The sequence below is a fragment of the Amycolatopsis sp. 3B14 genome (assembly GCF_050958625.1).
GTDB classification, from domain to species: domain Bacteria; phylum Actinomycetota; class Actinomycetes; order Mycobacteriales; family Pseudonocardiaceae; genus Amycolatopsis_E; species Amycolatopsis_E thermoflava.
In genome coordinates this window covers 123,103-141,608 of sequence record NZ_JBHZEN010000002.1, presented here as the reverse complement: position 1 = coordinate 141,608, position 18,506 = coordinate 123,103, and the positions used below count along the sequence as shown (strand labels likewise).

The 18,506-nt window shown below is 73.1% G+C and carries 17 protein-coding genes; 11 read left to right on the top strand and 6 right to left on the bottom strand.

The features are described 5' to 3' along the window. Positions 1 to 10: 10 nt before the first annotated feature. Positions 11 to 358 carry a winged helix-turn-helix transcriptional regulator gene (locus ACCP09_RS01180; protein ID WP_400991195.1) on the top strand — a complete coding sequence of 116 codons (348 nt, stop codon included), beginning with the start codon at positions 11 to 13 and terminating at the stop codon, positions 356 to 358. 22 nt (positions 359 to 380) lie between these two features. Here the strand turns inward: ACCP09_RS01180 and ACCP09_RS01175 are convergent, their stop codons facing one another. Continuing rightward, positions 381 to 1,235, bottom strand: coding sequence for a LysR family transcriptional regulator (locus ACCP09_RS01175; protein ID WP_208722416.1), 855 nt, complete (start codon positions 1,233 to 1,235; stop codon positions 381 to 383). 84 nt (positions 1,236 to 1,319) lie between these two features. Between ACCP09_RS01175 and ACCP09_RS01170 the strand changes: the two genes are divergently transcribed. The 4 genes from ACCP09_RS01170 (at position 1,320) to ACCP09_RS01155 (ending at position 6,196) form a co-directional block, all read left to right on the top strand. After that, entirely contained in the window at positions 1,320 to 2,327 is a 1,008-nt protein-coding gene (locus ACCP09_RS01170) for a bile acid:sodium symporter family protein (RefSeq protein WP_378363397.1), read from the top strand. Between the two features lie 59 nt (positions 2,328 to 2,386). Then, positions 2,387 to 3,271 (top strand): methylenetetrahydrofolate reductase, encoded by an 885-nt coding sequence (locus ACCP09_RS01165; RefSeq protein WP_017983972.1) that lies wholly within the window; start codon positions 2,387 to 2,389, stop codon positions 3,269 to 3,271. Positions 3,272 to 3,302: 31 nt separating this feature from the next. After that, on the top strand, positions 3,303 to 4,964 hold the full coding sequence (locus ACCP09_RS01160; RefSeq protein WP_433742573.1) for a DUF885 domain-containing protein: 1,662 nt from the start codon (positions 3,303 to 3,305) through the stop codon (positions 4,962 to 4,964). A gap of 338 nt (positions 4,965 to 5,302) precedes the next feature. After that, positions 5,303 to 6,196: a DMT family transporter gene (locus tag ACCP09_RS01155; protein ID WP_027934862.1), complete on the top strand. Its 894-nt coding sequence runs from the start codon at positions 5,303 to 5,305 to the stop codon at positions 6,194 to 6,196. On the opposite strand, the gene ACCP09_RS01150 is transcribed toward ACCP09_RS01155, so the two are convergent. Together ACCP09_RS01150 and ACCP09_RS01145 are read right to left on the bottom strand one after the other, a co-directional pair. Beyond that, positions 6,181 to 6,750, bottom strand: coding sequence for a GNAT family N-acetyltransferase (locus tag ACCP09_RS01150; protein ID WP_027934863.1), 570 nt, complete (start codon positions 6,748 to 6,750; stop codon positions 6,181 to 6,183). The genes ACCP09_RS01155 and ACCP09_RS01150 overlap by 16 nt on opposite strands. Then, positions 6,747 to 7,247 carry a YbaK/EbsC family protein gene (locus ACCP09_RS01145; RefSeq protein ID WP_020419640.1) on the bottom strand — a complete coding sequence of 167 codons (501 nt, stop codon included), beginning with the start codon at positions 7,245 to 7,247 and terminating at the stop codon, positions 6,747 to 6,749. Before ACCP09_RS01145 ends, ACCP09_RS01150 begins: the two co-directional genes overlap by 4 nt. A gap of 170 nt (positions 7,248 to 7,417) precedes the next feature. Between ACCP09_RS01145 and ACCP09_RS01140 the strand changes: the two genes are divergently transcribed. Together ACCP09_RS01140 and ACCP09_RS01135 are read left to right on the top strand one after the other, a co-directional pair. Beyond that, a complete protein-coding gene (locus ACCP09_RS01140; protein ID WP_400991192.1) occupies positions 7,418 to 8,002 on the top strand; it encodes a DUF5134 domain-containing protein in 585 nt (194 codons plus the stop codon). Between the two features lie 43 nt (positions 8,003 to 8,045). Further along, positions 8,046 to 8,948: a DUF2268 domain-containing protein gene (locus ACCP09_RS01135; RefSeq protein ID WP_123685411.1), complete on the top strand. Its 903-nt coding sequence runs from the start codon at positions 8,046 to 8,048 to the stop codon at positions 8,946 to 8,948. On the opposite strand, the gene ACCP09_RS01130 is transcribed toward ACCP09_RS01135, so the two are convergent. Further along, complete coding sequence (locus ACCP09_RS01130; RefSeq protein ID WP_433742569.1) at positions 8,917 to 9,465, bottom strand: copper resistance CopC family protein; 549 nt, start codon at positions 9,463 to 9,465, stop codon at positions 8,917 to 8,919. The two genes, ACCP09_RS01135 and ACCP09_RS01130, sit on opposite strands and share 32 nt — an antisense overlap. A 421-nt stretch (positions 9,466 to 9,886) precedes the next feature. On the opposite strand from ACCP09_RS01130, the gene ACCP09_RS01125 reads away from it, so the two are divergent. The 4 genes from ACCP09_RS01125 to ACCP09_RS01110 all read left to right on the top strand — a co-directional run bounded on the left by ACCP09_RS01125 (position 9,887) and on the right by ACCP09_RS01110 (position 13,126). Beyond that, positions 9,887 to 10,399 (top strand): SAV_6107 family HEPN domain-containing protein, encoded by a 513-nt coding sequence (locus ACCP09_RS01125; protein WP_123685413.1) that lies wholly within the window; start codon positions 9,887 to 9,889, stop codon positions 10,397 to 10,399. Next, a complete protein-coding gene (locus tag ACCP09_RS01120) occupies positions 10,396 to 11,160 on the top strand; it encodes a maleylpyruvate isomerase family mycothiol-dependent enzyme (protein WP_378333967.1) in 765 nt (254 codons plus the stop codon). The genes ACCP09_RS01125 and ACCP09_RS01120 overlap by 4 nt, the downstream gene beginning before the upstream one ends. A gap of 43 nt (positions 11,161 to 11,203) precedes the next feature. Next, positions 11,204 to 11,932 (top strand): VOC family protein, encoded by a 729-nt coding sequence (locus ACCP09_RS01115; RefSeq protein WP_027934870.1) that lies wholly within the window; start codon positions 11,204 to 11,206, stop codon positions 11,930 to 11,932. A 117-nt stretch (positions 11,933 to 12,049) separates the two neighbouring features. Then, positions 12,050 to 13,126: a GNAT family N-acetyltransferase gene (locus tag ACCP09_RS01110; RefSeq protein ID WP_433742599.1), complete on the top strand. Its 1,077-nt coding sequence runs from the start codon at positions 12,050 to 12,052 to the stop codon at positions 13,124 to 13,126. A gap of 180 nt (positions 13,127 to 13,306) precedes the next feature. On the opposite strand, the gene def is transcribed toward ACCP09_RS01110, so the two are convergent. Together def and ACCP09_RS01100 are read right to left on the bottom strand one after the other, a co-directional pair. Continuing rightward, complete coding sequence (gene def, locus ACCP09_RS01105) at positions 13,307 to 13,807, bottom strand: peptide deformylase (RefSeq protein WP_017983961.1); 501 nt, start codon at positions 13,805 to 13,807, stop codon at positions 13,307 to 13,309. A gap of 81 nt (positions 13,808 to 13,888) precedes the next feature. Continuing rightward, on the bottom strand, positions 13,889 to 18,505 hold the full coding sequence (locus ACCP09_RS01100; protein ID WP_433742565.1) for an ATP-dependent helicase: 4,617 nt from the start codon (positions 18,503 to 18,505) through the stop codon (positions 13,889 to 13,891). Between the last annotated feature and the right edge of the window lies 1 nt (position 18,506).

Here is an 18,506-nt window from a genome sequence, read left to right as displayed (position 1 = left end):
TTTGTGGTGCGTGAACACGATCCGCACGCGCTACCACTGCCCGGTCGAACTCGCCGTCGACGTCATCGGCGGCAAGTGGGCCGTGGTGGTGCTGGCGTACTTGAAGGAGCGCGACCACCGGTACGGCGAGCTGCGCAGGCGCATGCCGGGCATCAGCGAGAAGGTGCTGACGACGCGGTTGCGGGAGCTGGAGGCGGCCGGGCTGGTGGAGAGGTCCGTGCAGGACGGCGCGATCCGGTCCGTCACCTACCGCCTGTCCGCGGAGGGCGCGGAGCTGGCCCCGGCGCTGCAGATCCTGCACGACTGGGGACAGCGCCGGGCGCAGCGGGAGGGGGTGCGCATCGAACCGGCCGGGTAGCGGCGGCTCCGGAAGTCCGGGCCTAACCGTGCAGCCGGCTCGCCTCCGCGCGGATCGCTTCCGACAGGGCCGCGGTGGGGCCCCTTGGCGTGGCCGACCGGGTGGTCAGCAGGAACTGCACCTCGCCCGGATCGGGCAGTCCGTGGCCGGCCGGGAGTTCCACCAGTCCGGCCGGGATCAGGCTCCGGGCGAACACCACGACGCCGAGGCCGGCGAGCGCCGCCGCGCGCAGGCCGTTCAGGCTGCCGCTCGTGCAGACGATCCGCCACGGCTTTCCGTTGTCCTGCAACGACTCCAGCGCCCTGGCGCGGGTGATGCTCGGCGGCGGGTAGGCGATCAGCGGCACCGGCGCGCCGGGCTCCAGCTCGAACCCCTCGCGCCCCACCCACACCAGCGGGTCCGTCCACAACGGACTTCCTGTCTCGTCGCCCGCGCGCCGCTTGCCCAGCACCAGGTCCAGCTCGCCCGCGCGCAGCTTCTCGTGCAGCACACCGGACAGATCCACGGTCAGTTCGAGGTCGACCAGCGGGTGCAGCCGCCGGAACTCGCGCAGAATCTCCGGCAGCGGCCCGACCACGAAGTCCTCCGACGCGCCGAACCGCACCCGGCCGCGCAACTCCGGCCCGGCGAAGTAGGCCAACGCCCGCTCGATGTCCTCCAGGATCGTCCCGGCGAACCCGATCATCGCCTCGCCGTCCGGCGTCAGCGACACCGAATGCGTGTCGCGCAGCAGGAGTTGCTGCGAGGTCGCCTCTTCGAGCTTGCGCACGTGCTGGCTCACCGTCGACTGCCGCAGCCCGAGCCGCTGCCCGGCGCGCGTGAAGCTGCGGGTCTCGGCCACCGTCAGGAACGTCCGCAACCACACGGGATCGAGCACACCGGCCTCCATCGCGAATCGCGATAGCAGTTATGCCCTTCATCATACTTCACAATCGGCGCAGCACGGCGGACCATCGGGAGCGTGAAAAGTCCCGCCGCGCTCCTCGCCAAGCTCCGCATCGACCCGTTCATCATCGGCATTCTCGCCGCGGTCGGGATCGCCTGCCTGGTGCCGGCGCGCGGCCAGGGCGCGGAGATCGCGTCCTGGGTCACCTCGATCGGCGTCGGCGCGTTGTTCTTCCTCTACGGCGCGCGCCTGTCCACCGCAGAGGCCGTGGCCGGCTTCAAGCACTGGCGGTTGCACCTGGTGATCCTGGCCACGACGTTCGTGGTGTTCCCGCTGCTCGGCCTGACCACGAAGCTGCTCGTGCCGTCCGTGCTGACCCCCGCGCTGGCCGCCGGTGTGATCTTCCTGTGCACGCTGCCCTCGACGGTCAACTCCTCGATCGCGTTCACCTCGATCGCCAAGGGCAACGTGGCCGCCGCCATCTGCGCCGCGTCGTTCTCCAGCCTGCTGGGCATCGTCGTCACGCCGCTGCTGGTCGGCCTGCTGCTGCACAGCACCGGCAACGGCTTCTCGCTCGACGCGGTCACCTCGATCGTGCTGCAGCTGCTCGTGCCGTTCGTCGCCGGGCAGATCGCGCGCCGCTGGATCGGCGGGTTCATTACGCGTCACAAGAAGGTTCTCGGCCGTGCCGACCGCACCGTGATTCTGATGGTCGTCTACGCGGCGTTCAGCGAGGGCGTCGTGGCCGGGATCTGGCACCAGCTGACCCCGCTCGCGCTCGGCGGGCTGGTGGTCGTCAACCTCGCGTTGTTCTACGTCGTGTTCTGGACCCTCAAACTGGTCACGCCGAAGCTGGGCTTCGGCCGTGCGGACCGCGTGGCGATCATCTTCGCCGGGTCGAAGAAGAGCCTCGCCAGCGGACTGCCGATGGCCGCGGTCCTGTTCCCGGCGCAGACGGTCGGCCTGATCGTGCTGCCGCTGATGCTGTTCCACCAGGCCCAGCTCATGATCTGCGCGGTGCTGGCCAGGCGGTGGGGCGCCAAGGCCGATGCGGACCAACCCGCTGCGGCCGCGGTGCGTTAGCCGTTCCCAGGTGGCGGACCTCATTTCCCACCTTTCGGACACCGGTTACCATTGCCCGCATGACGTCGGTGATCGAGCGCCTGCGAGGGGAGTCCCCGGCGTTCTCCATTGAGTTCTTCCCGCCCCGCGACGCGGCCGACGAGGCCGTGCTGTGGCGGTCGATCCGCGAGCTGGAGCCGCTGGACCCCGCCTACATGTCGATCACCTACGGCGCGGGCGGGTCGAGCCGGGACGGCACGATCCGCAGCATCGCGCGGGTGGCGACCGAGACCACGCTGGTGCCGATGGCGCACCTGACCGCGGTGGACCACTCCGTCGCCGAGCTGCGCAACGTCATCGGCTGGTACGCGGCCGTCGGCGTGCGCAACATCCTCGCGCTGCGCGGCGACCCGCCCGGCGACCCGTACGGCGAGTGGGTGCCGCACCCGCAGGGCCTGAGCTACGCCGAGGAGCTGGTCGCGCTCGTCCGCTCGCTGGGCGACTTCTGCGTCGGCGTCTCCGCGTTTCCCTACGGCCACCCGCGCTCGCTCGACCTGGACACCGACACGAAGTACCTGGTGCGCAAGTTCCGCGCGGGCGCCGACTTCGGCATCGCCCAGCTGTTCTTCGAGGCCGAGGACTTCCTGCGGCTGCGCGACCGGGTCGCCGCCGCGGGCTGCGACGCGCTGGTCATCCCCGGCGTGATGCCGCTGACCACGCCGCGCACCCTGCACACCACGATCCGGCTGTCCGGCGCGCCGGCGCCGCAGCGGCTGCTGGACCGGCTCGAACCGCTGGCCGACGACCCGAAGGCGTTCCGCGCCGAGGGCCTGGACGTGGTCACCGAGCTGTGCGAGCGGCTCATCGCCGAAGGCGTGCCGGACCTGCACTTCTACACCTTCAACCGGTCCAAGGCGACCCGCGAGGTCGTCCACCGGCTCGGTCTGGTGCCCGCGCGCGCGTAAACCCGGTTGCCGGATTCGGTAGGTTGCATCCATGGGCGTGCACCAGATCTGTGACCAGTTCGTCGAGGACTTCGCGGCCGCGCACCCCGTCGCGGCGACCGAGATGGGCATCCCGGGCTACGACGACCAGCTCACCGACTACTCGCCGGAGGGCTACGCCGCCCGCGCCGCGCTGGAGCGGCGCGCGCTGGAGGCCGTCACCGCCGCCGAGCCGGCCGACGCGGGCGAGCGCGCGGCCAAGGCCGTGTTCACCGAGCGGATCGGGCTGGACCTGGAGATCCACGACGCCGGCCTGGACGTCGCGTCGCTGAACGTCATCGCGAGCCCGGTGCAGGACCTGCGCATGGTGTTCGACCTCATGCCCACCGACACGCCCGAGCAGTGGGCGACCATCGCGAAGCGCCTGGCGAAGGTTCCGGACGCCGTCGACGGCATCCGCGCGTCCCTGCTCGCCGCCGTCGAAGCCGGCAACGCGCCCGCGCTGCGCCAGGTCACCAAGGTCGCCGAGCAGGCCGAGACGTGGGCCGGGCTGTCCGGGGAGACCGGTTTCTTCCAGACCATGATCGCCGGCGCGCCCGACGGTGCGCCACGCGCGGACCTCGACCGCGGGGCGCGCGCCGCCCAGGAGGCTTACGCCGAGCTCGCCGGGTTCCTGCGCGCCGAGCTGGCGCCGAAGGCCCGCGCGAAGGACGCCGTCGGCGAGGACGCCTACCGGCTCTGGTCGCGCTACTTCATCGGCGCGAAGCTCGACCCGCGCGAGTCCTACGAGTGGGGCTGGGCCGAGTTCCTGCGGCTGGAAGCCGAGATGAAGGCCGTCGCCGAGCGCATCGCGCCGGGCGGCACTCTCGCCGACGCGGCCGCCGCGCTCGACGCCAACCCGCGCTACCAGGTGCAGGGCCGGGACGCGTTCCAGCGGTGGATGCAGGAACTGTCCGACACCGCGCTCGCCGACCTGCGCGGCACGCACTTCGACATCCCGGACCCGCTGATGGCCCTGGACTGCCGCATCGCCCCGCCCGGCGGCGGCGCCGGCGCGTACTACACGGGCCCGAACGAGGACTTCACCCGTCCCGGCACCATGTGGTGGTCGCTGCCGCCGGGCCGCGACGAGTTCACCACCTGGCGCGAGGTCAGCACCGTCTACCACGAGGGCGTGCCGGGTCACCACCTGCAGATCGCCACCGCCGTGCACGAGCAGTCGCTCAACCGGTTCCAGCGTCTCCTGGCGTTCACGTCCGGGCACGGCGAGGGCTGGGCGCTCTACGCCGAGCGGCTGATGCAGGACCTCGGCTACCTCGCCGACGACGGCGACCTGCTCGGCATGCTGTCCGAGCAGCTGTTCCGCGCCGCGCGGGTGATCGTCGACTTCGGCATGCACCTGGAGCTGGAGATCCCGTCCGGCACCGGGTTCCACGAGGGCGAGCGGTGGACGCCCGACCTCGGCCTGGAGTTCATGCTGACCCGCACCATCACCGACGAGCCGCTGGTGCGCGACGAGATCAACCGCTACCTCGGCTGGCCGGGCCAGGCCCCGGCGTACAAGCTGGGGGAGCGCCTGTGGATCGAGGCGCGTGAGGAGGCGCGCAAGCGCCAGGGCGACGCGTTCGACCTCAAGGACTTCCACACCAAGGCCCTCCGCCTGGGCGGCATGGGCCTCGACACCCTCCGCGAACAGCTCGCCGAACTCGACTAGGGGAGTTTCAACCATGGCTTGCGTGGCGGTGCGGGTAGTGGCCCCACCCGCCAGCCCACCACCACCCTCGACGGACGCGCTCCGCGCGCGGCGTCGATTCAAACCCGCGGCGGTGCCGGCTGACGGCCCCACCGCAAGCGGCTCCGCCGCTTAGGAACAACGACTGAAGGATGTGCTGATGCACCGGGTCTTCCTCGTCACCCCGCCGCCCCCGGCCTAGCGGGGCGGTCGCTTCTCGCCGCACTTGTGCGGCGCCACAAGGCACCACGGGTTTGCGTGGTGCCGCATCGCCCCGCGTCCACGGCACTGTCCACACAAGACGCTGGAGCGAATTTCCCATGTCCGTTTCCGTCGAGGCGCCCGCGCGCGCCCGATCGTCGTTGACCCTGCTCGTCGCCGGGGTGCTGTGGGGCACCGGTGGTCTGTCCGGGTCGCTGCTCGCCACCCGCGGTGGTCTCTCCGCGATTTCCGTTGCCACGTACCGGTTGCTGCTCGGCGGCGCCGCGCTCGTGGTGTTCCTGTGGCTCTCCCGCGGCCTGCGCGGGATGGTCTGGACCAAACCGGTGGTCCGCCGGATCGCGCTGGCCGGCGGGCTCCTCGGCTCGTTCCAGGCGGCGTACTTCGCGGCGGTCACGCTGACCTCGGTCGGCACCGCGACGATGGTCACGATCGGCAGCGTGCCGGTCTTCGTCACCGCCGCCACGGCGATCCGCGCCCGCCGCCTGCCCGGCCCGCTGACCCTGGTGTCGGTCGCACTCGGGCTGGCCGGGCTGGCGCTGCTGTCCGCCACCCCCGGCCACGGCGGCTGGCGGCTGCTCGGTGGCGTGGCGTTCGCGCTGGCCGCCGGCGCGGGCTTCAGCGTGCTGACGCTGGCGCTGCGCCGTCCCGTCGAAGGCCTGGACTACCAGCGCACCACCGCGTTCGGGCTGCTCACCGGCGGGTTGCTGCTGCTGCCCGCCGGGCTGGTCCTCGGCATGGCGCTGCCGCTGCGGCTGGACGTCCTCGCGGTCGCGCTGTACTTCGGCGTCGTGCCGACCGGGCTGGGGTACGTGCTGTACTTCCGCGTCCTCGGCGCCGCGCGGCCCGTCGTCGCGGCGCTCGCGACCCTGCTGGAACCCCTCACCGCGGCGATCCTGTCCGCCGTCGTCCTGCACGAGGACCTCGGCGTCCAGGGCTGGTGCGGCGCCGCGCTGCTGGGCGCCGGACTGCTGGTGGGCTACCTGCGGTCCTGAGGCTCCAGCGGCAGGGTGCGGCCGAGGATGGCGAACGGGCGTGGATCACCGGCGAAGTGGTAGTCGCGCAGCGCGTCGACGAAACCCAGGCGCCGGTACAGCTTCCACGCCCGGCTCGGCCCCTCCGGCGTGGACAGCAGGACGTGCCTGCTGTCCACGCCGTCGAGCAGGCGGCGCAGCAGGTCCTCGCCGATCCCGCGGGCCTGGCTCGCCGGTCGGACGTGGATCTCGGTCAGCTCGAAGTAGTCGGCCAGCCACCGCTCGGCGAGCTGCTCGCCGCCGGCGGAGGTCAGCCCGCGCCGCACCTGCTCGTGCCACCACTGGCCGGGCGCGCCCCGGTAGCCGTAGGCGATGCCGAGCATCGTGCCCTCGGCGTCGAACGCGGCGATGCAGCGCCAGCCCTCGCGCAGCGCGTGCGTGAGCCACATCGGGGCGCGCTGCTCGGCCGTGCCCGGCGGGTACCGCATCGCCTCGACGTAGATGGCGAGCGCTTCCCGCAGCCGGGTGCGGAAATCGTCGGCGGACAGCTGCGTGTAGTGCAGGGACGTGGTCATGACGCGACGTCCGCGGGCTGTCCGCCGGTGACGGCGACGAGGTCGGCGAAGGTGGTCGGGAAGACCGACTTGGCGTGCCCGGCCGCCGCCCACACGGTGTCGTAGGCCTGCAGCGCGGTGTCGACGAGGGTGAGCACCGGGGCCGGGTGCCCGACCGGGGCGACGCCGCCGATGGCCTGCCCGGTGTGCTCCCGCACGAACGCCGGGTCGGCTTTCTCGACCGACTCGGCGCCGACCAGCGCGGCGAGCGTGTCCGTGTTGGCCCGGTGGGCGCCCGAGGTCAGCGACAGCAGCGGGACGGTGCGGTCGGCGAACACCGCGCGGAAGACGAGGCTGTTGGCGATCGCGCCGGTCTCGACGCCGAGGGCCTCGGCGGCCTGCGCGGCCGTGCGTACCTCGGCCGGCAGGATGCGGATGCCGGCAGCGGCGTCGTGCTTGCCCGCCTCGGCGAGCGCGGCAGCGACCTTGGCCACCGCCGGATGGTCCAGGCTGCTCATACCGATATGAGATCACGGGCCGCGACCGGTGGCGACGCGTATCCCCGCCCAGTCGTCCGGAACGGCCCGGGAGTTCCCGGCCGTGGGACTTTTCACGCCCGCCCGGTGAGCGTGTTTTTCCTTGCCCGCCAACGATATCGTGATCCGATCCGCGCGAAAGGTGGCCCCGCATGTTCTCGTCCCCGGCATGGCTCGGCTGGTCGCTGGCCGGCCTGTTCACGGTGCTCGCGGTCTTCTCCCTGATCCAGGTCCTCGCCCCCGCGGCCCGCTCGTGGGCGGCGTGCTGCGACGGGGTGACCGGCGACCGCGAATCCGCGCTCGCGCATTCGGTGATGGCCGTGGCGATGGCGCTGATGTTCGTGCCGTGGGGCAACTCCGTCCCGGCGATCGCCTGGAACGTCGTGTTCGTGGCGGTGGCCGCCTGGTTCGCGGCCACGCTGTTCCGCGCCGCGCCCGGGCTGCCGCGGTGGCGCTCCGCGGCGACGCACCACCTGTTGGGCGCGGTGGCGATGCTGGCGATGGTCAGCGCCATGGGCGGCGCGCCGGCGGCGAGCGGTGATCATGGCGGCCACTCCAGCGCGTCCGCCGGGTTCCTGCTGCCCGCCGTGATGACCGGTCTGGTCGTGTACTTCGCTGCCGACGTCGCCTTGTCCGGCTGGCGTGCGGTGCGGGGCGGGCCGGGCGGCCGCGGCTCCGGCGCCGCGCGGGCCGTCATGGGCGCCGGAATGGCTGTGATGCTCGTGCCGATGCTCTAAACGGGTTGAGTCTCCAGTAACTGGAGGCTTTAGCGTCGGGCTCATGACGATCACGGTTCTGGACACCTACCCCGCCATGCGGCGGATCCTGCGCGCCCCGCGGGAGGAGCGGGCCGCGCTGCTCGAAGAAATGCTGCGGCCCGCCGCCGGCATGTACCGCTACTTCCCCGGCGAGGTGGACCTCGTCGCGATGCACCGCATGGGCTCGGGTTTCCCGCTCGACCGCGACGAGGACCGGTGCCTGGAGGCGCTGGAGGCGCTGCACGACGCGGACGCGTGGGGCCGGATCGAGGGCGCGCTGCGCGACGCCGTCGCCGTGCAGCTGGAGGCGACCCCGGACCTCGCGGTGCCCGACATCACCGTCCTGATCGTCCTCGGCGACCCCGGCGACGAGCACTTCATGGGCACGAGCCTGGGCATGACGGCCAACGGCAGCGTGTCGGGCTACCTGTTCCTCAACTTCTGGCCGTTCCCGGAGAACCTGGCGCGGCTGGAGGCGACGGCGGTCCACGAGCTGAACCACAACCTCCGCTACTCCAGTGGTGGTGTGGTCTGGAATCCGGCGACGGTCACGGTGGGGGAGCAGGTGGTGTCCGAGGGGCTCGCGGACGCGTTCGCGCGCCAGCTGTACGGCGACGAGCTCGGCTACGCCCGCGTCGGCGTGCCGCACCTGCACGACGACGCGGTGTTCGACAAGGTCGTCTCCGGCCTCGAGGTGACCGGCATGCAGAACTTCACCGCGTGGGTGCACGGCGACGCGCACGCGATCCGGTACGGCGCCACCCCGGTCGGACTGCCCACCGGCGCCGGTTACGCCGTGGGCAACCGTCTGGTCGACGCGTACCTGGCCGCGACGGGACGCACCGCGGCGCAGGCGCTGCTGGTGGACAGCCGGGAGGTCATCGACACCGCCCTCAGCTCGATGAACGCCGCCCCCGGACGATGACCGCGACGGCGGCGGCGACCACGGCCACGGCGATGACGATCCACGCCCAGGCCGGGAAGCCGCCGTCGTCCGACGTCTGGGCCGCCTGCGACGGCGCGGGAGCCGGGGCAGGCGATGAGGGCGCCGCTGAGGACGACGGCGTCGAGGCGGGCGCCGTGAGCGAGAAGTTGATCCGGCCGGTGATCGGGTCGCCATCGGCCGCGACGATCGACCAGGTGAGCACGTAGGCCCCGGCGGGACCGGACGGCTGGACCGGCGCGGTGACGGTCCGCTCGGTCACCGTCGCCGGGCCGACCGACCACTGCGCGCCGTCCGGTCCGGTGATCCGGATCGGGTCGGCGGGCAGCGTGAACGCGCCGCCGAACTTGAGGCTCACCTGCTGCGGCGCGGCGGACAGCGCCGCGCCTTCGGCCGGATCGCTGCTCTGCAGCGTGGTGTGGGCCGATGCGGCGGGCGCGGCGGCCAGCAGCACCGTGCCGGCCAGTGCGAGCGCGACGGACAGACGCCGGACGAGCATGGGCGCACCTTCCTGGGGAGTCGGGTGTGGGGAGGCCCCTGGTCCAGGTCGTCCGGGGCCGCGGTGAAGTTCCCGCGGGCCGCAGTCTTCCGCATGCCGGTTTTCCGGAGGTTGTGACACCGGGCAGGTGGGCTGGGCGGCGGACCGGCCCGGCGTGACGTCGTGCAGGTCGCCGGGCTCCCGGCGTGAGTTCCGCGGAATTTTCCTTCTGCCCCGATCGTGTGATCGAACGCGGTTGGGTGCGGCACACCACGTCATTCGAGGACTTGAACGAACAGGTGTTCGAAGCTACGCTGGAACTCGCTCGAACAAGAGTTCGACATCCGGTGAGCGCTCGCCGGTCAGGCCACCCGGTGCCGGAGCGGGGGAAGCGTTTCGGCACCGGGGGCCGCCACCAGCACGTTGTTCCGAGGGAGGGGCAATGTCCATTGCCGTCGAATCCCACGCCGAGGAGAGGCAGCCGGCGCTGCCGCTACCGGTCCGTCCTCCGGCGGCACCCGCCGCCACGGCCCTGCTCGCCGACGCCCGGCGGGGCCTCGCCGAGGCCCGGCACGCCGCCCAGCCGGCGCCCAGGTTCATCGCGGCGTACCTGGCCGCGCTCCGCGCGGGCGCCGCGGTGCTCGCCGCGAGCGGCCGTCCGCACCGTGGCCGGGCCCGCCCGGCCAGCGTCTGGGTGCTGCTCGAGGCGGCGGCGCCGGAGCTGACCGACTGGACGGCGTACTTCGCCGCGCACTCGGCGGCGCGCGCCGCCGCGCAGGCGGGCAACACCCGCCGGATCACCCCCGAACGGGCCGACGAGCTGCTGCGCCAGTCCGTGTTGTTCGTCGAGCTGGCCCGCGACCTCGTGCACGGGCGGACGCCCGTGACGGCGCCGAGCCGGGTACGGCAGTGCGACGCGCCGCCGACCCTGGGGAAGGCGTCCCGAAGGCGATGACCGGGCAAGCACTCGTCGACCACGGCCGCCTGCTGGACGTGCTGGGCGCCGAGGTCGAACGGCTCACCGCGGCGGCGCGGGAGGCGGCGCCGGACACGCCGGTGCCCACCACGCCCGGTCTCACGATCGGCGAGGTGGTCCGGCACCTCGGCGGTGTCTACCGCGTCGCCACGGGCTGGATGACCGAGGGCAGGCGACCCGCGGGCTGGCAGCGGGACCCGGCGGACGGCCAGAGCGGCGAGGAGTACCTGCGGGAGGGGTTCGCGGCCCTGCACCGCGAACTGACCGCGCACGACCCCGCCGAGTACGCGGCGGGCTGGTGGCCCGCCGACCGCACCTACGGGTTCTGGTGCCGCCGGATGGCGCACGAGACCACGGTGCACCGGATCGACGTCCAGAACGCCGCGAACCGGATCGTCACCGAGGTCGACGAAGACGTGGCGATCGACGGCATCGACGAGATCCTGGCGCTGTGGTTCGGGCAGCGGCTGCCGATGCTCGGACTGTCCGGCACGTTCACCGGATCGGTCGGGATCCGCACCGGCGGCCACGACTGGATCGCCCGCGCGGGGCCTGGTGAAACGGTTGCCTGGCGCTGTTCGGCCGCCGACACCGACCGGGCCAACGGACTGGTCACCGGTCCGCCGATGGCGGTCTACCAGTGGCTGTGGGGCAGGCTCGGGCACGGGTCGGTCACCTGGGAGCGGAGCGAGGATTCGATCGGGCAGTTCTGGGCGCTGCTGCGCCTGGCGACGAAGTGAAATTCCAGGACGTGGGGAAGCGTTGCTGGATATCGTCCCGGGCATGGCGACACGACTGGACAGCCTCGTGATCGACGCGAACCGGCCCCGGGAGCTGGCGGAGTTCTGGGCACAGCTCCTCGGCTGGACGATCACCTTCGCCGACGACGAGGAGATCGACGTCGAGGCGCCCGGGGACGACGGCCTCCTGCTGGTCTTCGGCACCGTGCCGGAGGCCAAGGACCCGGCCGTGAAGAACCGGGTGCACCTCGACCTCGCCAGCACGTCGCCGTCGGACCAGGCGGCCAAGGTGGACCGGGCCCTGGCCCTGGGCGCGCGCAAGCGCGACATCGGCCAGGGCGCGGTCCCCTGGGAGGTGCTGGCGGATCCGGAGGGCAACGAGTTCTGCGTGCTCGAACCACGGCCCGGCTACACCACGACGGAGGCCATCGCGGCGGTCGTCGTGGACGCCCGCGATCCCTTGTCGCTGGCCGGTTTCTGGGCCGAGGCCGCGGGGTGGCGGATCGGCAACCAGGAGCCGGTGATCGTCGGGCTGCGCGCGCCGACCGGGCGCGGGCCGTGGCTGGAGTTCCTGCGCAGCGACGAGGCGAAGGCCGGCAAGAACCGGCTGCACCTGGACGTCGCGCCGTTCGCGGACGGCGACACCGCGGCCGAGGCGGACCGGCTGTGCGGGCTCGGCGCGCGGCGGATCGACATCGGTCAGGGCGACGTCCCGTGGGACGTGCTGGCGGATCCGGAGGGCAACGAGTTCTGCGTGCTCTCGCCACGCTGAGTGTTTCGGCGCCGTTGCGGCGGCGGCCGGAGCCTGACACGGGTGAAACACACGCGTCCACGGTCGGCAACAACCGTCCGCGATCGTTATGGGATGTTGATTAGCACGCGAAGAGCGGTGCCGCAGGTGGTCGTCGAGGACGAGGTCTCGTCGGTCGTCTGGCGGGTCCGCATCCGGATGGACGACCACCCCGGCATGCTGGCGCGCATCGCGATCCGGATGGCCGACCTGGAGTGCAACATCCTGGGGCTGAACGTGCTCCCGGTGCCGGGCGGGGTGCTCGACGAGGTGGTGATCCGGCCCGCGACCGGGCTCACCAAGGAGCAGCTGGTCACGGCGATCCAGGCTGAGGGGTGCGAATGCTCGTGCATCACCGACGCCGACGTGCGCGAGCTGGTGGACGCCTCCGCCGCGACGCTCACCGCGGCCGCGCGGGCGGTCGACGACCCGTCGCGACGGGCCGAGGTGCTACGCGAGGTGCTGACCGCGGACCTCGTCACGGTCGTGCCGCTGGCCGAGGCCAACCCCGCGCGCGTCGAGGGCGGCCACCGGGTGGTGTTCGCCGTGGACGGGGAGACCGCGCTGGTGGCCCGGCGCCGGTGGGCCCCGTTCGTGCAGCTGGAACTGACCCGCGCGGAGGCGCTGCTGGCACTGCTGGACGGCGCGCGGCGCAACGTGTCCAGCCCGCTGGCCCTGACCTGCGCCGACGGCGCGGCGGTCGTGCTGCGCGAAGGCAAGCCGGCCGACGCCGAGGCGGTGTCCGCGATGCACGCGCGGTGCTCGATGACCACGCTCTTCGCGCGCTACCACACGGGGATGCGCACCATGCCGCGCCGCTGGCTGCACCGCCTGCTGGTGCCGCCGCGCGGCATGAGCCTGCTCGCGGTGTGCGGGCGCGAGGTGATCGGCGTCGGGCAGCTCATCCCCGGCGCGACGGGCGAGATCGCCGAGGTGTCGCTGCTCGTCGAGGACGGCTGGCAGCGAAACGGCGTGGGCACCGCGCTGATGGGACGCCTGGCGGAGATCGCCGCGGCGCGCGGCTGCCGCAGGCTGGTGGCGGTGTCACTGCCCGGGCGGGACGGCATCTACCGGACCGCGCAGCGGGCGGGGCTGGCGCCGGAGCCGCCTGAGGAGGAGGGACTGTTGCGGATCGATCTGGAGGCCGCGGGTGCTCGCGTGCTGAGCGAGCTGTAGCTCCGCCGCCGCGACATTGCTTTCCGGCAACGCGCGGGGTCGCTCAAGGCCGCCGCGCAGGGAGGCTCGGGGCCGCGCTCGTCGCGGCCCTCACGACGCCCGGGGAGCGCCCGGCACGGCGATGCCACCGTGGCTCGTAGGGCAACGCTCACCGGGCTCGCGACCGCCTCTGCGCGAGGGTCAGCGGTTCCAGAACCAGTCCTTGTCGCGCGCCTGCTTGAGCGCCTGCCGCTTCCGGTCCTTCTCCAGCCGGTCGAGGTAGAGCATGCCGTCGAGGTGGTCGGTCTCGTGCTGGAGGCACTGCGCCAGCACATCCTCGCCCTCCACGGTGACCGGCTCGTTCCGCAGGTCGACGCCGCGCACCACCGCGCGCTTCGCGCGGCGGGTCGGGAACCACAGCTCCGGCACGGACAGGCAGCCCTCGTTGATCTCGTGCGTCTCCTCGGACAGCTCGACGATCTCCGGGTTGATCACGTACCCGAGCAGGTTGTCCACCTCGTAGCTGAACACCCGCAGGCTCACCCCGATCTGCGGCGCGGCCAGCCCCGCGCGCCCGTCCGGCCGCACGCTGTCCAGCAGGTCGGTCACCAGCTGCTCGAGCGTCTTGTCGAACTTGGTCACGGGATCGCAGACCGTCTTGAGCACCGGGTCGCCGAAGTACCGCAGCTCCCGCAACGCCATCGGGGTTGTCCTCTCACTCGTTCGGGTCACGAAAAGTAAATCGTGCTCGCCTGGAGTGAGCCAACGGAGGGTGGCGTGATCTCAGGCTCGTAGCCGCAGCCCCTTCGGGGTGGCGCGGAACCCGGCGTCCCGGAGGACGTCGGCCAGCGCGGACGTCAGGGCCTGCTCGCCGTCCGCCCGCTGGACCGCCAGCTGCCCCAGCCAGCCCTCGCGGACGGCGCGGGACAGGGCGTGCGCGGCCGCCTTCAGCGTCGGCTCGTCCTCGGTGAACGACAGCAGCGACCGGCCGCCCCGTTCGACGTACAGCGCGGGCACGCCGTTGACCAGCACCACCAGCGCGCCTGCCTTGCGCGCCGGGCGGTGCTTGGTGTCGCCCAGCGCCGCCGGCCACGACAGCGCCGCGCCGTACGGCTGGGCCGGGTCCGTCGCCGCCAGCACGACGGCGTCGGCCATCGCGTCCGGCCGCCGCGTGCCGCTCGGATCGGACATCGCTCGCAGCCGGTCGACCGCGCCGCGCGCGGCGAACTGCGCCGCGCCCAGGCCCTCCACGACGTAGCCGCGGATCACCTGGCCCGAGTCCTCCATCGCCCGCAGCACCTTGTAGATCCCGGAGAACCCACCGGTGACCCGCTCGGTCTCCAGCGCGCCCCGCGTCAGCACCCCGTGCCGCTCCAGGAACGCTTCCGTCCGCGCGTGCGTGCGCCGCGTCGGGTCGGATTCGCGGACCGGCGTGAGCGCCCACCGGCCGGCCACCGTCGGCGGCCCGGTGCGCGACGGCATCGCCGGCCGCCCCGCGCGCATCCGCCCGTACCGGCTGCGTGGCGTCGCCTGGCGGGGTTTGTGCGCCGCGCCTTTGCCCGACACCAGGGCCCGCAGCGGGGCCAGCGTGTCGCCGGTGACCGTGCCCGCCCACACCAGGTCCCACAGCGCGCCCACCACGTCGGCGTCGTTGGGCGCGCTGTCCAGCAGCGGCGTCACCCGGTCGACGAGCTGGCGGAAGAACAACGCGCCGCCGTCGAGCGCGGCGAGGATCGCCTCGTGCAGCGGGCTGGTGGGCGGCTCCTCGTCGGCCTCGGGCAGCAGCAGGTCGGCCACGTCGGCGGGCGCCAGCGACACCCATCCGTCGCCGCCGGCCAGCGCCCCGGCGCCGCACCACACGACCTCGCCCGCGGTCATCAGCTCGTCCATCAGGGCCGGGTAGTACCCGGGCAGGCGGCTCGGCAGGATCAGCGACTCCAGCGCGCTCGCCGGCAGCGGCGCCCCCGCCAGCTGCTCGACCACCGACAGCACGTCGTCGACGCTCGGCGCGGCCCGCATCCGCGCCCCGATGCCGTGCCAGGACGGCAGGAACCGGCCCAGCGCCGCGGGCTCCACGGGCTCGACCTCGGCCCGCAGCCGGGCCAGCGACGCCCGCCGCAACCGCCGCAGCACCGCCGCGTCGCAGTACTCGGTGCCCGCGCCGTGGGTTTCCGGATGCCCCACCGGACGCAGCTCGCCGCGCACCAGGCGGCCTTCGGCGGTGAGCCGGTCGAGCACACCTGTCACCACCGCGGGCCCGAGGCCGAATCGCTCCGCCGCCTGGTGCGCCGAGAACGGCCCGCGGGACCGCGCGTACCGAGCCAGCAGATCGCCGAGTGGATCAGCGACCGGCTCGGTGAACGCCTCCGGCACCCCGATCGGCAGCGCCACCCCCAGCGCGTCCCGCACCCGGCCCGCGTCCTCGATGGACAAGTTGCGGTCCGTGCCCGCGATGCGCACCCGGATCACCCGTCGCTGCGCGACCAGCTCGTCCAGCCACTCCCGCCGGACGCCGCGCGCCGCGGCCTCCTCATCGGACAGATCGCCGAGGAACCGCAACAGGTCCGCGGTCTCCTCCGCGTTGCGCGCGTGCCGGTCCGGCTCCAGCCGCTGCAACGACCGCTCGACCTCGTCGACCACCTCGGCGTCGAGCAGCTCCCGGATTGCCTCGGTGCCCAGCAGTTCGGCCAGCAGCGTCGAGTCCAGCGACAGCGCGGCCGCCCGCCGCTCGGCCAGCGGCGCGTCCGTCTCGTACAGGAACATCCCGACGTAGCCGAACATCAGGCTGCGCGCGAACGGCGACGGCGACGGCGTCTCAACCTCGGCGACCTTCACGCGCCGCGCCCGCACGTCCGCCATCAGCTCACGCAGGCCGCCCACGTCGTAGACGTCCTGCAGGCATTCGCGCATCGCCTCCAGCACGACTGGGAACCGCTCGTACTTCGCGGCCACCGAGAGCAGTTGCGAAGCCCGCTGGCGCTGCTGCCACAACGGGGTGCGCCGCCGCGGATCCCGGCGGGGCAGCAGCAACGACCGCGCCGCGCACTCCCGGAACCGTGCGGCGAACAGGGCCGAACTGCCGACCTCGGCGACGATGACCTGCTCGACCTCCTCCGGGTCGACCAGCACGTCGTCGGTGCCGATCGTGACCTCGGCGCCGTCGCTGTCCAGCGCTTCCGGCAGGCGCAGCACGATGCCGTCGTCGGAGTGCATCACCTGGGCGTCCACCCCGCGCTGCTCCCGCAGCCGCGCCGCGATCGCCAGCGCCCACGGCGCGTTGACCTGTGCGCCGAACGGCGAGTGCAGCACCACCCGCCAGTCGCCCAGCTCGTCGCGGAAGCGTTCGAGCAGGATCGTGCGGTCGTTGGGCACGTGCCGCGTCGCCGCCTTTTGCTCGGTCAGGTAGGTCAGCAGGTTGTCGCACGCCAGCTCGTCCAGGCCCGCCTGCCGCGCCCGCTCACGCGCCTTCTCGTCGTCCGAACTGGACAGTTCGCGGACGAACGCGCCCAGCGCCCTGCCGAGTTCGAGCGGCCGCCCCGGCGCGTCGCCCTTCCAGAACGGCATCCGCGCCGGCTCACCCGGCGCGGGCACCACGATGACCCGGTCGTGCGTGATGTCGGTGATCCGCCAGGACGAGGTGCCCAGCAGGATCGTGTCGCCCACCCGCGACTCGTAGACCATCTCCTCGTCGAGCTCGCCGACCCGCGAGCCGGGGCTGCCGTCGCTGCCCGGCGTCATCACGGTGAACAGCCCGCGGTCGGGGATCGTGCCGCCGGAGGTGACCGCGAGCCGCTGCGATCCGGGCCGCCCGCGCAGCTCACCCGACACCCTGTCCCAGGTGATGCGCGGGCGCAGCTCGCCGAACTCCTCGCTCGGGTAGCGCCCGGCCAGCATGTCCAGCACCGCCAGCAGCGCGTCGTCCGGCAGCGCGGTGAACGGCGCGGCCCGCCGCACCGTCGCCGCGAGGTCCTCGACCGACCACGGCTCCAGCGCCACCATCGACACGATGTGCTGCGCCAGCACGTCCAGCGGGTTGCGCGGGTAGCGCACCGCCTCGATCGCGCCGGCCGTCATCCGCTCCGACACCACCGCGCAGGACACCAGGTCGCCCCGGAACTTCGGGAACATCACGCCGGTGGACACCGCGCCGACGTGGTGCCCGGCGCGGCCGACGCGCTGCAGCCCGGACGCGACCGTCGGCGGCGCCTCGATCTGCACCACCAGGTCGACCGCGCCCATGTCGATGCCCAGCTCCAGCGACGACGTGGCGACCACGCACGGCAGCAGCCCGGACTTCAGCTCCTCCTCGACCCGGGTGCGCTGCTCACGCGACATCGAGCCGTGGTGGGCCTTCGCGACCGTCGCCGCCGCGCCCGTGGTGAGCCCGGACTCGCCGATCGCCTCGGCGGGGAACCGCTGGTCGGCAGCCAGCTCCGTCTGCTCGGCGGCCAGCTCGTTGAGCCGCGCCGTCATCCGCTCGGCCAGCCGCCGCGAGTTCGCGAACACGATGGTCGACCGGTGCTGCCGGATCAGCTCCAGGACCCGCTGCTCCACCGACGGCCAGATCGACGGCCTGCGCACCGCGGCCGGCTCGTCCGGCGGGCCGTCGTCCGGCAGCATCGCGTCCAGCCGCTCCAGCGGGCTCGGCGCGGGCGCGTCCAGGTTCGCCATGTCCTCGACCGGGACCTCGACCCGCACCTCGATGGTCTTCGCCGTCTTCGGCTGCACCACCCGCACCGGGCGGCCGCCGGTGAGGAACGAGCCGACCTCGTCGATCGGGCGCACGGTCGCGGACAGGCCGATGCGCTGCGCCGGCTTCGGCAGCAGCGCGTCCAGCCGCTCCAGCGACAGCGCCAGGTGCGCGCCGCGCTTGCCGCCTGCCACCGCGTGCACCTCGTCCAGGATCACCGTCTCGACGCCGCGCAACGACTCACGGGCCGACGAGGTGAGGATCAGGAACAGCGACTCCGGTGTGGTGACCAGGATGTCCGGCGGGGTCTTGAGGAACGTGCGGCGCTCGGCGGCGGACGTGTCGCCGGTGCGCATGCCCACCGTGATCTCCGGCGGCGTCTGCCCGAGCCGGTGACTGGCCTGCCGGATGCCCGCCAGCGGCGCCCGCAGGTTGCGCTGTACGTCGACCGCCAGTGCCTTCAGCGGCGAGACGTAGAGCACCCGGCAGCGGCGCTGTGCGTCCGCGGCCGGTGGCCCGGCGGCCAGCCGGTCCAGCGCCCACAGGAACGCCGCCAGCGTCTTGCCCGAGCCGGTCGGAGCCACGACCAGCGCGTGCTCACCCGCCTGCGCGGCGCGCCACGCCCCCGCCTGCGCCTCGGTGGGCGCGGCGAAGGCACCCGCGAACCAGGCGCGGGTGGCGGGCGAGAACAGGTCGAGCACGTCGGTCACG

Coding starts and splice junctions, on each gene's coding strand:
- ACCP09_RS01165 (WP_017983972.1), top strand. CDS start 2,387: ATGACGTCGGTGATCGAGCGCCTGCGAGGGGAGTCCCCGGCGTTCTCC.
- ACCP09_RS01160 (WP_433742573.1), top strand. CDS start 3,303: ATGGGCGTGCACCAGATCTGTGACCAGTTCGTCGAGGACTTCGCGGCC.
- ACCP09_RS01155 (WP_027934862.1), top strand. CDS start 5,303: ATGTCCGTTTCCGTCGAGGCGCCCGCGCGCGCCCGATCGTCGTTGACC.
- ACCP09_RS01150 (WP_027934863.1), bottom strand. CDS start 6,750: ATGACCACGTCCCTGCACTACACGCAGCTGTCCGCCGACGATTTCCGC.
- ACCP09_RS01145 (WP_020419640.1), bottom strand. CDS start 7,247: ATGAGCAGCCTGGACCATCCGGCGGTGGCCAAGGTCGCTGCCGCGCTC.
- ACCP09_RS01140 (WP_400991192.1), top strand. CDS start 7,418: ATGTTCTCGTCCCCGGCATGGCTCGGCTGGTCGCTGGCCGGCCTGTTC.
- ACCP09_RS01135 (WP_123685411.1), top strand. CDS start 8,046: ATGACGATCACGGTTCTGGACACCTACCCCGCCATGCGGCGGATCCTG.
- ACCP09_RS01130 (WP_433742569.1), bottom strand. CDS start 9,465: ATGCTCGTCCGGCGTCTGTCCGTCGCGCTCGCACTGGCCGGCACGGTG.
- ACCP09_RS01125 (WP_123685413.1), top strand. CDS start 9,887: ATGTCCATTGCCGTCGAATCCCACGCCGAGGAGAGGCAGCCGGCGCTG.
- ACCP09_RS01120 (WP_378333967.1), top strand. CDS start 10,396: ATGACCGGGCAAGCACTCGTCGACCACGGCCGCCTGCTGGACGTGCTG.
- ACCP09_RS01115 (WP_027934870.1), top strand. CDS start 11,204: ATGGCGACACGACTGGACAGCCTCGTGATCGACGCGAACCGGCCCCGG.
- def (WP_017983961.1), bottom strand. CDS start 13,807: ATGGCGTTGCGGGAGCTGCGGTACTTCGGCGACCCGGTGCTCAAGACG.